The organism is Rhodoplanes sp. (genome assembly GCF_013377085.1).
In the GTDB taxonomy this organism is placed as follows: domain Bacteria; phylum Pseudomonadota; class Alphaproteobacteria; order Rhizobiales; family Xanthobacteraceae; genus Rhodoplanes.
Genome location: NZ_JACAAX010000054.1, coordinates 31,800 through 45,384 on the forward strand (window position 1 = coordinate 31,800; position 13,585 = coordinate 45,384).

The window sequence follows — 13,585 nt, forward strand, 5'->3', positions numbered from 1 at the left end:
ACGCCGCTTCAGCCGGCGCATGATCTCGCCGACCAGCAGGTCGAGAATCGATCGGGCGATCCGCGATCGTTCGGCGGCGGCACGCCGCCCTCCGGCCCCGCGCCGCGGCGCCGCCGCGCCCTCGTCCATCGCACGGCCTGAATCCGGCCGGTCGTCGCGACGGCCGTCACCGGCGTCTGCATCCCGGTCGTCGGACCCCGACATCACAAGCCTCCTCGGCGAGCCTCCTGAACAAAATTCCCGGGGCATGTCGTCTGACGCATCTCTCCCGACGGCAGGCGAAATTGCCGCCGCCGGCGCCAAGCGCCGCATCTCATCGCATGGCATCGAACGGATTCAGGCGACGGTCGGGTCGTCTGTGCAATGATCCCGTCGGCCATCGAATTTGATCATACTAACGTTCACGAGATTGCGATGGATACCCATGCCATTGCGACGTGGCGTCGCTGTGCAACGCAACAGCCGCATCGTCGCATCACCCGGGGGGTTCGGTCAGCTAACCCGGACTTCCGACGTCGCGGTCCGTCGTGGGGAGCCTGTAATTGATCACGACGCTCGCCACCGCGAGAATCAGGATCGCGCCGCTCTCGTAGAGCAGATTGATCGGCGGCTGGTCCTTGCCCTGCAGGATGACGAGGCGCGCCAGCGCCGTGATGGCGATGAACAGCGGCAGCGTGATGGGGATCTTCTTGCTGTCGTAATAGACGCCGACCATCGCCAGCACCTCGACATAGATGAACATCAGCAGCAGATCCTGCAGCGCGACCTTGAGGCCGAGCACGATGCCGTAGACCTCCTGGCCCATCGCGACCACGGTGAACACCGCGATGCCGAGCAGGAAGATGTTCTCGACCTGATGAATGATGCGGCTGGTGAGCGGATCCTGAAAATCGGTCTTGCCCATAACGGTCTGCCTTTCGGCGGCACTTTCAAAAAAATGGATGGCCACGGCGAGTCGGGCCGGCGACACCGAATGGTGGGGCCACGGAGCCCGGCGGACAAGCGCGCCCGCGGTCGCAGGGGCCGTGACGAAGGACCGGGAGGGCCTGTCTGGACGGCGGTGGCAATGCCGCGGCCGCAGCGTCGCGGGCCGCGGCGGGTGGAATCGATGCCGCCTCGCGGCGGCCGGCGACATCCGGCCGCACCCGCAGGGCGGTCGGGCCGAGGCGTCGTGCCCCTAACGCGCAGCCATGCGAAGCGCGTGGGCGCGCCGACGCGTCGGCCGCACCCGCATCACCACGCCGAAATAGTCGCCGTGGCGTCGACGCGGATGGGTCTGCCGGGTGCCGCAGGCGGCGCAGACGAACAACGCGGCTGCCGGGCCGCGCGGGTCGACCGCGCAGGGCGTCGGCACGTGGATCAGCACGTCGTCGCAGACGCCGCAGGTTGCCGTCGGCATCGTCTCGTCGGGGGTCGACATCGAGGATGTCCTTTCGTGCTCACCGCCAGCCGGCAGCAATCGAGTCGATAGTGGATCATCCGCGACGTTCGGCCGAAATCGGGAAGAGCCCGGTTCGTAGGATTGCGAATTAGGGTTCTTGCTTCGTCCGTTGTGACCAGCTTACCTTTATGGCACTTGTGAGCAAACTGGCCACTTTGCAGACACTGTTCTGCCCGTATCGACGGCACGCTGCTCAGAAACGCAGCGTCGCAAAGGCCCGGAAGCTGCGGCCCGGCAGCAGCACCTCGTCCTTGCGGAACGAGACGCTGTTGCGGATGTCGTCGTTGAGCAGGTTGTCGCCGACACCGCCGACCGTGAAGGACGTGAAGGGCGAGCCCGGATCGCGAATCGCGCCGGTGTAGCTCAGCTCCGCCTTGAGCAGATTGTAGCCAGGCGTCGGCGTCTCGTTCTCGCCCGGATCGTTCTGCGCGAAGGCATGGATGAAGTTGACCCGCGCCAGCCAGTTGGCGTCACGCCACGACAGGCCGCCGCCGGCCCGCATCGGCGGAATACGCGGCACATTGGCGCCGTCCGTGAAGGTGGCGCGCAGATAATCGTACTGGCCCTCGACCGTGACGACGCCGCCGTAGAGCCGCGCGACGTCGAGCTGCGAGTAGAGCTCGACACCCCGGAACGTCGCGTCGAGCTGACTATAGGTGACCTGCAGGAATTCGCCGCCGGGTCCGGCCCGGCAGGACTCGAAGTCCCCGTCGCAGGTGTTGCCGGTGAACTGGCGGAAGATGTAGCCGTTGAAGCGGCGGTAATAGGCGTTCGCCTCGAAGCGCCAGTCGCCGAGGGCACGCTTGAGGCCGAGCTCGACGGCATTCATCTTCTCCTTCTGCAGATTGACGTCGCCGATCTCGAACGTGCCGGTGGCGTCGTGCGAGCCGTGGGCATAGAGCTCGAGCGGCCCGGGAGCGCGCTCCTTGTGCTCGGCCGTCAGCGTCGCGGTCAGGTTCCATGGCAGGTCCTTCACCAGCGCGCCCGAGACGCTCATCGGCACGAAGCGGCGCGACGCATCGGTCGAGGTCGGATCGGTGCCGTCCGGCAGCAGGCCCGGAAACGTCACGGCGACGCCCGAGATCGCCACATGCTCGATGCGACCGGCCGCGACCAGCGACCAGGTCGGCGCGAAGCGGAGCTGCTCCATCACATAGGCGGCGGCGCGGTTGGTGGTGCTCGGCCCGATCAGGCTGCCGGCCTCGCCGGAGCTGTTGATGTCGCGGTGGCCGGTATCCGCCCCGAACACGCCGGTCAGTTCGCCGAGCCCGGTCGCGAGCGGCACGTGGCTCGCCTCGACCCGCGCCTCCTGCTGGCGGTTGACGAAGGTCGCGCGCACGCCGTCGGTGCCGTCATCGCCGAGGCCGATCTCGTTGTGCTGGTAGTTGGTCGCGCCCATCCAGTAGCGGAACGCGTCGAACGGCCCGTCGTTGGGACGCCATTCGCCGCGGCTCGTCACCTTGGTCTGCTCGAGCGACAGGCGGGTGTTGTTGATGGCGCTCTCGGTGCCGGGGACGTGATAGAGGCTCTCATAGTGCTGCACGGCCATGCCGGCGAAGCCGTTGTCGAAGAAGCGCGTCACGCCGGCCGCCTCGCCACCCGCCCGGAGCTTCGAGTTGAGCTGGACGCCGCCGGGGATCTGATAGTCGAGCGCGCGCCGGCCGAACGCGTCCATGTGGACGACCGTGTTGCCGTTGACGGCATCGACCAGGACGGCGCCGTCGTAGCTCTTGTCGACCGTCGCGGTGGCGCCACGGATCTCGCCGTGAATCCCCTGCGCCGGCAGCACGTCCGGGATGCGGTCGTTGCTGGCCGAGGCGATGCCGCCGATCGCCTGCGAGGAGTAGCGCAGCGTCCCCGGGCCGCGGATGATCTCGATCTTCTTGGCGGCGAGCGGATCGATCGGCACCGCATGGTCGTCGCCGAGATCGGAGACGTCGTGGGAGCCGATGCCGTTCTCCTGGACGCGCACGCGCACCGACTCGAGACCGCGGATCACCGGCCGGCTGGCGCCCGGCGCGAAGGTGGTCGAGGTGACGCCCGGCCGGGTGAACAGCGTGTCGCCGACCTGGGCGGTCGGATCGCGGGTGATCTGGTTGTCCGTCACCGTGGTGGCGGCGCCGGTCGAGGTCGCCTGGATGCCGGCCGGCGTTCCCTGCAGGGCCGTGGTGACGGGCTCGTTCCAGCGCGGCCCGGCGGGCGCCGCGACCGCGACCGGGGGGGTCGCGGCCGCGGTCGCCGACGGCGCGGCCCGCGGGCGGGTGCGCGCGCGCGCCGTGGGGGGCACCTTGGGCTTCGGCTTGGGCTTCGCCACTGTCACAGGCGGCAGATCAGCGGCCGGTTGCGCAATGGCTGGCGCGCCGAAAACCAGGACACTGGCGGCGCCGAGGAGCCAAAGCCGACGAAACTTCATTTTCCGGGTTCCCTGCTGCAAATTTGTTATGTTATTACATTTCGTATGGAGATCACTGTCAATCCACCCCTGCCCGCCTCCGACCGATCCCGACGACGTTGTGGCCGGCACGACACAAATGGCCGCCCTCGCACCGGCAATCGGGCCCTGCTGGCTGACGGAGATGTCGCGCGCCCGGCTTGTCACACCGCACGGTCGCCCAGCTCATGACGCTGACGGCGCAGCGCGACGAGCCGACCGGAACCGCGCGACCAGGCGACGCCACGCGATGGCGCGCCTGCGTTCTGTTGGCGGCGACCCTGCATGTCGCAGGCGCAGCGGCGCTGGTCGCGAGTGCGGCCGTTCCGGAGCCGGAGCAGGACGGCGGCGTGCCGGTCGTGATGGTCGAGATCGCGCTGGTCGCGGCAGCACCCGAGCCGGCGCCGGCCGAACTCGCGCCGGGCCCGAGCGCCGTCTCGGCGACCGAGCCCGACCGGACGGAGGCGCCACCGGAGACACCCCCAGCCGAGGCGCCAGTTCCCGAGCCTGTCGCCGCACCGGTGCCGCCCCCCGACCCTACGCCGCCGATCATCGAGCCAGATGCGCTGCCGGCGCCCACGCCCCCACCGCCGAAACCGGCCGCGATGGCAGCCGCCGAGGAACCGCCGGTCGCGACCGCGCCGCCGAGCGCCGCGGCCTCGGCGCCGAAGCCTGCGGTCGCCGCCGCCGGCACACGCACGCAAGCTGCGCCGGCCACCATCGCGCACTGGCAGACCCGGCTGCTCGCCCTGCTGCATCGCCACAAGCGCTATCCGGCGGCGGCCGGCGGCCGCACCGGAGTGACCCGTGTCGCCTTCACCATCGATCGCGAGGGCCGGCTGCAGCGCCGCGCGATCGCGACGAGCTCGGGCTCGGACGCGCTCGACGCCGAGGCACTCGCCTTGATCGACCGCGCCGGCCCCTTCCCGCCGCCGCCGGCCGAATTGCCCGACGCGGCCCTCTCCTTCGTCGTGCCGATCCGCTTCACGGCGAGCGGCGGCTGACCAGACGGACGACGCGCGCCCCGCCCGCCCGGATGCCGCGTCTTTATGAGATTCCTACACGCGCGGTCGTGGGGCCGTCTCGAAAACCTATGCCCCCGGTGGCACCTGTGGCATGGCCGGACACCCGATCGCTCCGGCCCGAACGATACGGAGACCCCCATGATCGACATCGTGCTGCTGGCCCTCGGGCTCGCCTTCTTCGCCGCGTCGGTCGGCTACGCCGTCGTCTGCGAGCGGCTGTGAGGACATCATGATCATCGACTACGTGCTCGGCGCCATCGTGACGGCCGCCCTGTTGGCCTATCTGGGCTACGCCCTGGTCCGGCCCGAGCGATTCTGAGGACACCACCATGACCATCTCGGGCTGGGCCCAGATCCTGATCTTTTGTGCCATCGTCGTCGCGCTGGTGCCGCCGCTCGGCTGGTACATGACGCGCGTCTTTTCCGGCGAGCGCACGCCACTGACGCCGGTGCTGCGGCCGGTCGAGATCGCCTTCTACCGGCTCGCCGGAGTCGACGAGACCCGCGAGCAGGATTGGCTGACCTATACGATCGGCATGCTGCTGTTCCACGTCGCCGGCTTCCTGCTGCTCTACGGGCTGCTGCGCCTGCAGAACCTGCTGCCGTTCAATCCGCAGGAGATGGCGGCGATGCCGCCGGACCTCTCCTTCAACACCGCCGCGAGCTTCCTCACCAACACCAACTGGCAGAACTACGGCGGCGAGAGCACCGTCTCGTACCTGATCCAGATGGCCGGCCTCACGGTTCACAACTTCGTCTCGGCGGCGGCTGGCATCGCCATCGCGATCGCGCTGATCCGCGGCTTCGCCCGCGCGTCGGCCCGCACGGTCGGCAATTTCTGGGTCGATCTGGTGCGCTGCACCCTCTACGTGCTGCTGCCGATCTGCGTGATCATCACGCTGTTCCTGGTCTGGCAGGGCATGCCGCAGACGCTCGGCCCATATGTCGAGGCGACCACGCTGGAGGGCGCCAAGCAGACCATCGCGGTCGGCCCGGTGGCGTCCCAGGTGGCCATCAAGATGCTCGGCACCAATGGCGGCGGCTTCTTCAACGCCAACGCGGCGCACCCGTTCGAGAACCCGACGGCGCTGTCGAACCTCGTCCAGATGGTGGCGATCTTCGCGCTGGGCGCCGCGCTGACCAATGTGTTCGGCCGCATGGTCGGCGATCAGCGCCAGGGCTGGGCGATCCTCGCCGCGATGGGCGTGCTGTTCCTGGTCGGCGTCGGCGTGACCTACTGGGCGGAGGCGGCCGGCACCCATACGCTGAACGCGCTCGGCCTGACCGGCGGCAACATGGAAGGCAAGGAGACCCGCTTCGGCATCGCCCTGTCGGCGCTGTTCGCCGTGATCACCACGGCGGCCTCCTGCGGCGCCGTCAATGCCATGCACGACTCCTTCACGGCGCTGGGCGGCATGATCCCGATGGTCAACATGCAGCTCGGCGAGATCATCGTCGGCGGCGTCGGCGCCGGCCTCTACGGCATGCTGATGTTCGTCGTCATCGCGGTCTTCGTGGCCGGCCTGATGGTCGGGCGCACGCCCGAATATGTCGGCAAGAAGATCGAGGCGCGCGAGGTCAAGATGGCGATGCTGGCCATCCTCTGCCTGCCGCTGATGATGCTCGGATGGACCGCCGTGGCCGTCGTCTACCCGCCGGCCGTCGCCTCGATGGGCAATGCCGGCCCGCACGGCTTCTCCGAGGTGCTGTACGCCTACTCGTCGCAGACGGCGAACAACGGCTCGGCTTTCGCGGGCCTCACCGGCAATACGCCGTTCTACAACCTGACCGGTGGCATTGCCATGCTGGTCGGGCGCTTCTTCGTGATCATCCCGGCGTTGGCGATCGCCGGCTCGCTCGCGGCCAAGAAGATTGTTCCGGCCTCGGCCGGCACGTTCCCGACCGACGGCGGCCTGTTCGTCGGCCTCCTGGTCGGCGTGATCGTGATCGTCGGCGGCCTCACCTTCTTCCCGGCACTCGCGCTCGGCCCGGTGGTCGAGCAGGCCGCGATGTCGGCCGGCGACCTGTTCTGATCGGACCCCCGGAGCAATCCATGAAAACCTCCCCCATCCGCAAGCGTGCGCCGGCGTCGACGCTGCTCGACTGGAAGATCGTCGCTCCTGCGCTGGTCGCGGCGGTGCGCAAGCTCGACCCGCGCATTTTGTACACGAACCCGGTGATGTTCGTGGTCGAGATCGTCGCCGTGCTCGCGACACTCCTCGCCGTTCGCGATGCCGCGACCGGTGCGCCGGGTCTCGGCTTCACGGTCCAGATCGTCGCCTGGCTGTGGATCACGGTGCTGTTCGCCACCTTCGCCGAGGCGGTGGCGGAGCGCCGCGGCAAGGCGCAGGCCGACTCGCTGCGCGAGACCCGCACCCAGACCAAGGCGAAGAAGCTCTTGTTGCCGGACAATCGGGAGCTGCACGAGCTGGTTTGGGCCGACGATCTCGCGCTCGGCGACCGCGTGCTGGTCGAGGCCGGCGACCTCGTGCCCGGCGACGGCGAGGTGATCGAGGGCATGGCCTCGGTCAACGAGGCGGCCATCACGGGCGAGTCCGCGCCGGTGATCCGCGAGTCCGGCGGCGACCGCTCCGCCGTCACGGGCGGCACCACCGTGATTTCCGACCGGATCGTGGTGAGGATCACGGCCGCCAAGGGCTCGTCCTTCCTCGACCGCATGATCGCCCTGATCGAGGGCGCGGCGCGGCAGAAGACCCCCAACGAGATCGCGCTGAACATCCTGCTCGCCGGCATGACCATCATCTTCGTCTTCGCGGTGGCGAGCATCCCGAGCTATGTCGCCTATGCGGGCGGCGCGGTGCCCATCGTCGTGCTGGTGGCACTGTTCGTCACCCTGATCCCGACCACCATCGGCGCGCTCCTGTCGGCCATCGGCATCGCCGGCATGGACCGGCTGGTGCGCTTCAACGTGCTCGCCATGTCGGGCCGCGCCGTCGAGGCGGCCGGCGACGTCGACACGCTGCTGCTCGACAAGACCGGCACCATCACGCTCGGCAACCGGCAGGCGACCGCCTTCCGGCCGATCCGCGGCGTCTCCGAGCAGGAGCTCGCCGACGCGGCGCAGCTCGCCTCGCTGGCCGACGAGACGCCGGAGGGCCGCTCCATCGTGGTGCTGGCCAAGGAGAAGCACGGCATCCGCGGCCGCGACCTCGCCGAGCTGCACGGCCGCTCGATCCCGTTCACGGCGAACAGCCGGATGAGCGGCATGGAGGTCGGCGGCTCCTGGGTTCGCAAGGGCGCCGTCGAGTCGGTGCTGGCCTATCTCAGCGCACCGCCGGCTGCCGCCGCGGCGGCAGCCGGCGCCGTCGCCCCGGCGCTACGGCCCACCGTCAGCCCGGAGGCCGTGCGCGAGGTGACGGCGATCGCCGAGGAGATCGCCAAGGCCGGCGGCACGCCGCTCGCCGTCGCCAAGGACGGCCGGCTGCTTGGCGTCATCCAGCTCAAGGACATCGTCAAGGGCGGCATCCGCGAGCGCTTCGCCGAGCTGCGCCGCATGGGCATCCGCACCGTTATGATCACGGGCGACAACGCCATGACGGCGGCTGCCATCGCGGCCGAGGCCGGGGTCGACGACTTCTTGGCCCAGGCGACCCCGGAGGACAAGCTGCGGCTGATCCGCGAGGAGCAGGCCAAGGGCAAGCTGGTCGCGATGTGCGGCGACGGCACCAACGACGCCCCGGCGCTCGCCCAGGCCGATGTCGGCGTCGCCATGAACACCGGCACCCAGGCGGCCCGCGAGGCCGGCAACATGGTCGACCTCGACTCCAACCCGACCAAGCTGATCGAGGTGGTGGAGATCGGCAAGCAGCTCCTGATGACGCGCGGCGCGCTGACGACGTTCTCGATCGCCAACGACGTGGCCAAGTATTTCGCCATCCTGCCGGCGATCTTCCTGGCCGTGTATCCGCAGCTCGGCGTGCTCAACGTGATGGGCCTGTCGAGCCCACAGAGCGCCATCCTGTCGGCCATCGTGTTCAACGCACTGATCATCGTCGCGCTGATCCCGCTGGCGCTCAAGGGCGTGCGCTACCGCCCGATCGGCGCCGGGCCGCTGTTGCGCCGGAACCTGTTGATCTACGGCGTCGGCGGCGTCGTCACGCCCTTCATCGGCATCAAGGCGATCGACATGGTCGTCGCCGCCCTGCACCTGGTCTGAGGAGACTATCGAATGCCCAGCACTCCGTCATTCCGGGACGACGCGAAGCGTCGGACCCGGAATCCAGCGGCAGACTCGGAGTTCGGGTCTGGATTCCGGGTTCGCACCTTCGGTGCGCCCCGGAATGACCAAAACAACAGAATCCATTCCGAGGACGACTGACCATGCTGAGAGAACTTCGCCCCGCTCTGGTGATGACCGTGACGCTCACGGTCCTCACCGGCCTCGCCTATCCGCTGGCCATGACGGGCCTCGCCGGCGTGCTGTTCCCCAGCCAGGCGGCCGGCAGCCTCGTCGTCGTCGACGGCAACGTGGTCGGCTCCAGCCTGATCGGCCAGAGCTTCACGGGCGAGCGCTACTTTCACGGGCGGCTCTCGGCCACCACGGCGGCCGACCCGGCCGACGCGACCAAGACGGTGCCGGCGCCGTACAATGCGTCGAACTCGATGGGCTCGAATCTCGGCCCGACCAGCAAGGCGCTGGCCGACCGCCTCGGCGACGACTTCGCGGCCCTGCGCAAGGAGAATCCCGCAGCGCGCGTGCCGGTCGACCTGGTGACGACCTCGGGCAGCGGCCTCGACCCCGAGATCAGCCCCGACGCCGCCCTGTTCCAGGTGCCCCGGATCGCCCAGGCCCGCGGCCTGCCGGAGGACCAGGTCCGCCGGCTGGTCGAGGCGCAGGTCGAGCCGCCCCAGCTCGGCCTGATCGGCGAGCCGCGCGTGAACGTGCTCGCCCTCAACCTGGCGCTGGACCGGGCCGGCGCCCGCGCCGCCGCGCGGTGACCGGCCCGATCCGGGCTGGTATGATGAGGGCATGAGCGACCTGAGCCGCGACCCGCCGCGTCCGTCGCCGGAGGCCCTGCTCGAGGCCGCCCGGCAGGAGGAGGCGCGCGCCGGCCGGCTGAAGATCTTCGTCGGCGCCGCGCCCGGCGTCGGCAAGACCTACGCCATGCTGGAGGCGGCCCGCGCCAAGCTGCGCGACGGCGTCGACGTGGTGGTCGGCGTCGTCGAGACCCACGGCCGCGCCGAGACCGAGGCGCTCCTCGCCGGCCTGCCCGTGGTACCGCGCCGGGTCGTCTCCTACCGCGGCCACGACCTCGCCGAGATGGATCTCGACGCCGTGCTGACGCGCCGGCCGGCGCTGGTGCTGGTCGACGAGCTCGCCCACACCAATGCGCCCGGCAGCCGCCATCCCAAGCGCCATCTCGACGTCGCCGAGCTGATCGACAACGGCATCGACGTCTACACCACGGTCAACATCCAGCACATCGAGAGCCTGGTCGACGTCGTCGCCCAGATCACCGGCATAAGAGTCCGCGAGACCGTGCCGGACGCCGTGTTCGACCGCGCCGACGCGATCGAGCTGGTCGATCTCACGCCGGACGACCTGATCCAGCGCCTGAAGGAGGGCAAGGTCTATGTCCCCCGCCAGGCGGAGCGCGCGTTGGAGAATTTTTTCGCGCCCGCCAAGCTGACGGCGCTGCGCGAGCTGGCGCTGCGCCGCACCGCCGAGCGGGTCGACGAGCAGCTTCTCACCCAGATGCAGGCGCGCGCCATCTCGGGTCCCTGGGCGGCAGGCGAACGTGTGCTGGTCTGCGTCGGCACGGATCCGCGCGGCGCCGCCCTGGTGCGCTATGCGAGGCGCCTGTCCGACCGGCTGCACGCACCGTTCACGGCGCTGCATGTCGAGAGCCGCCGCGTCCGCCGGCTCGACGACGAGAAACGCGACCGCATCGCCGACACGCTGCGGCTCGCCGGCACGCTCGGCGCCGAGACGATCACGATTCCGCCCGGCGACAAGCGTGCGGCCGACGACATCGTGCGCTTCGCTCAGGCGAACAACATCACCCAGATCGTCGTCGGCAAGTCGACGCGGTCGCGTTGGGCCGAGATGCTGCACGGCTCGGTCGTGCACGACCTGATCCGCCGCGCCGGTACCATCAGCGTCCATGTCATCGCCGGCGACGACCTCGTCGGCGAACCGGTGCCCAAGAAGACCGTGAAGGCCGCGGCCCGCAGCACCGACCTCGATCTCGCGGCCTGTGGCGTCGCGCTTGGCGCAGTCGCTCTGGCGCTCGCGGTCGGCATGCTGATCCATCCCTATTTAGGGATCGAGAACGTCGACCTCGTCTTTCTCACCGCCGTGGTCGGTGTCGCGGTCCGCTACGGACTGCTGCCGTCGCTGGTCGCCAGCGTCGCCGCGTCGCTGTGCTACAATTTCTTCTTCCTACCGCCGATCTACACCTTCACGATCGCCGACCCGACCAATGTCGCGGCGTTCTTCTTCTTCACCGTGCTGGCGATTCTGGTGTCCAACGTCGCGGCGCGCGTGCGCACCCAGGCGGTCGCCGCCATGGATCGCGCGCGAGAAACCGGCCAGCTCTACAGCTTCAGCCGCAAGCTCGCCGGCGTCGGCGCGCTCGACGACGTGCTGTGGGCGACCGCCTATCAGATCGCCCTGATGCTGAAGGTGCGGGTCGTCGTGCTGCTGCCCGAGGACGGCACGGTCACGGTCAGGGCCGGCTATCCGCCCGAGGACCGGCTCGACGACAAGGATCTCGCCGCGGCGAGCTGGGCGTGGGAGAACGACCGGCCGGCCGGGCGCGGCTCCGACACGCTGCCCGGCGCGACGCGGCTGTTCCTGCCGATGCGCACCGGGCGCGGCGCCGTCGGCATGATCGGCATCGACAGCGACAAGCCCGGACCGCTGCTGACCCCGGACGAGCGGCGGCTGCTCGACGCGCTGATCGACCAGGGGGCGCTGGCGATCGAGCGCGTCCATCTGGTCGAGGACATCGACCAGGCCAAACGCAGCCTGGAGACAGACCGGCTGCGGGCCGCCCTGCTCACCTCGATCTCGCACGATCTCAAGACGCCGCTCGCCGCCGTGCTGGGCGCCGCCAGCACGCTGCGCGACCTCTCCGGCGCGCTCGATGCGCGGCAGAAGACCGAGCTCATCGCCACCGTGATCGACGAGTCGGAGCGCCTCAACCGGTTCATCGTCAACCTGCTCGACATGACGCGGCTCGAATCCGGCGCAGTCGCCCCCAACACGGCGCTGCACGATCTCGGCGAGATCGTCGGTAGCGCGTTGCGCCGTGCCGCGAAGATCCTCGTCAGGCACAAGGTCGAGGTGATGCTGGCCCCCGACCTGCCGATGCTGGCGCTCGACGCCGTGCTGTTCGAGCAGGCGCTGTTCAACCTGCTCGACAATGCCGCCAAATACGCCCCCGAGGACACCACGGTGCACATCATCGCGGCGCGCCAGAACGACCAGGTGCGCATCGAAATCGTCGACGAGGGGCCCGGCATTCCGCCCGCCGATGTCGAGCATGTGTTCGACAAGTTCTTCCGTGCCCAGAAGGGCGACCACGTGCGGGCCGGTACCGGCCTCGGGCTGGCCATCGCGCGCGGCTTCGTCGAAGCCATGAACGGCACCATCACGGCCGGCAACCGTACCGACCGGTCGGGCGCCGTGCTCGCCATCACGCTGCCGGTGCCCCCCGCGTCGACCCGCCTGGACACCGCCGCATGACCACGCCCCTGACCGTGCTGGTGATCGACGACGAGCCGCCGATCCGCAAGCTTTTGCGCATGGGACTCGAGACCCAGGGCTACGACGTGATCGAGGCGAAGGACGGCAAGTCGGCGCTGGCGCGCCTCGCCGAAAAGCCAGGCCTGATCATCCTCGACCTCGGCCTGCCCGATATCGCCGGGCTCGACCTGCTGCGCAGCATCCGGGCCCAGGACCCGAACGTGCCCGTGGTGGTGCTGTCGAGCCGCGACGACGAGGCCGGCAAGGTCCAGGCGCTCGACCTCGGCGCCGACGACTACGTGACCAAGCCGTTCGGCATGGAGGAGCTGTTGGCGCGCATGCGCGCGGCGCTGCGCCACCAGCTCCAGGTCCAGGGCGCGCGGCCGGTGTTCCGGCTCGACGAGCTCTCGGTCGACCTCGTCCGCCGGATCGTCAGGGTCGGCGACCGCGACGTGAAGCTGTCGCCCAAGGAGTACGAGCTGCTGCGCCTGCTGGTGCAGCACGCCGGCAAGGTGCTGACCCACAAGTTCCTGCTCGGCCGGCTGTGGGACGACTACACGGACGCGCAGTATCTGCGCGTCTATGTCCGCCAGCTCCGGCAGAAGATCGAGGCCGATCCGGAGCGGCCGCGGTGGATCCTCACCGAGACCGGCATCGGCTACCGGCTGCGCGCCCCGGAGTGAGCCGGGCGCGACCCTCACACCGCCTCTGCATGCCTCGTGCTCATGGCAACCCCGTCGTGCTCCGCGAAGGCGGAGCACCCAGTACTCCGCAGCGTTTCAAATGAAACACTCTACGGCCGTGGTTACTGGATCGTCCGCCTCCGCGGACGATGACGATCGATAGGCTGTGCCCCGGGTCCTATCTCAGGAACAATCGGGACAAACCCGGCCATGACCAGTGGTGAAGCGAAAAAGCCGGGATCATACGGTTTCCGGGTGATCAGCTCGGATTTATGATGTCTGACCACCAATGGA

Annotated in this window: 11 protein-coding genes; 8 read left to right on the top strand and 3 right to left on the bottom strand. The window is 69.3% G+C overall.

The genetic code is table 11. The features are described 5' to 3' along the window. Window positions 1-496 precede the first annotated feature (496 nt). From HXX10_RS26330 to HXX10_RS26340, 3 genes are all read right to left on the bottom strand, one after another. A complete protein-coding gene (locus HXX10_RS26330; protein ID WP_296526291.1) occupies window positions 497-904 on the bottom strand; it encodes a phosphate-starvation-inducible PsiE family protein in 408 nt (135 codons plus the stop codon). A 273-nt stretch (window positions 905-1,177) separates the two neighbouring features. Continuing rightward, on the bottom strand, window positions 1,178-1,420 hold the full coding sequence (locus HXX10_RS26335; RefSeq protein WP_296526292.1) for a hypothetical protein: 243 nt from the start codon (window positions 1,418-1,420) through the stop codon (window positions 1,178-1,180). Between the two features lie 214 nt (window positions 1,421-1,634). Next, window positions 1,635-3,761, bottom strand: coding sequence for a TonB-dependent receptor (locus tag HXX10_RS26340; RefSeq protein WP_296526294.1), 2,127 nt, complete (start codon window positions 3,759-3,761; stop codon window positions 1,635-1,637). A gap of 272 nt (window positions 3,762-4,033) precedes the next feature. Between HXX10_RS26340 and HXX10_RS26345 the strand changes: the two genes are divergently transcribed. The 8 genes from HXX10_RS26345 (at window position 4,034) to HXX10_RS26380 (ending at window position 13,291) form a co-directional block, all read left to right on the top strand. After that, the gene (locus HXX10_RS26345; protein ID WP_296526295.1) at window positions 4,034-4,876 is read left to right on the top strand and encodes an energy transducer TonB; all 843 of its coding nucleotides are present in this window, start codon (window positions 4,034-4,036) and stop codon (window positions 4,874-4,876) included. A gap of 45 nt (window positions 4,877-4,921) precedes the next feature. After that, window positions 4,922-5,119, top strand: a complete 198-nt coding sequence (locus HXX10_RS26350) for a hypothetical protein (protein WP_296526296.1) — start codon at window positions 4,922-4,924, stop codon at window positions 5,117-5,119. A gap of 7 nt (window positions 5,120-5,126) precedes the next feature. Then, entirely contained in the window at window positions 5,127-5,216 is a 90-nt protein-coding gene (locus HXX10_RS26355) for a K(+)-transporting ATPase subunit F (protein ID WP_296526297.1), read from the top strand. Window positions 5,217-5,226: 10 nt separating this feature from the next. After that, a complete protein-coding gene (gene kdpA / locus HXX10_RS26360) occupies window positions 5,227-6,930 on the top strand; it encodes a potassium-transporting ATPase subunit KdpA (protein ID WP_296526298.1) in 1,704 nt (567 codons plus the stop codon). 20 nt (window positions 6,931-6,950) lie between these two features. Beyond that, a complete protein-coding gene (gene kdpB / locus HXX10_RS26365) occupies window positions 6,951-9,074 on the top strand; it encodes a potassium-transporting ATPase subunit KdpB (RefSeq protein WP_296526299.1) in 2,124 nt (707 codons plus the stop codon). A gap of 164 nt (window positions 9,075-9,238) precedes the next feature. Then, on the top strand, window positions 9,239-9,856 hold the full coding sequence (locus HXX10_RS26370) for a K(+)-transporting ATPase subunit C (RefSeq protein WP_296526300.1): 618 nt from the start codon (window positions 9,239-9,241) through the stop codon (window positions 9,854-9,856). A gap of 31 nt (window positions 9,857-9,887) precedes the next feature. Continuing rightward, window positions 9,888-12,608 (top strand): sensor histidine kinase KdpD, encoded by a 2,721-nt coding sequence (locus tag HXX10_RS26375; RefSeq protein ID WP_296526301.1) that lies wholly within the window; start codon window positions 9,888-9,890, stop codon window positions 12,606-12,608. Then, the gene (locus tag HXX10_RS26380) at window positions 12,605-13,291 is read left to right on the top strand and encodes a response regulator transcription factor (protein ID WP_296526302.1); all 687 of its coding nucleotides are present in this window, start codon (window positions 12,605-12,607) and stop codon (window positions 13,289-13,291) included. The genes HXX10_RS26375 and HXX10_RS26380 overlap by 4 nt, the downstream gene beginning before the upstream one ends. Window positions 13,292-13,585: the final 294 nt, after the last annotated feature.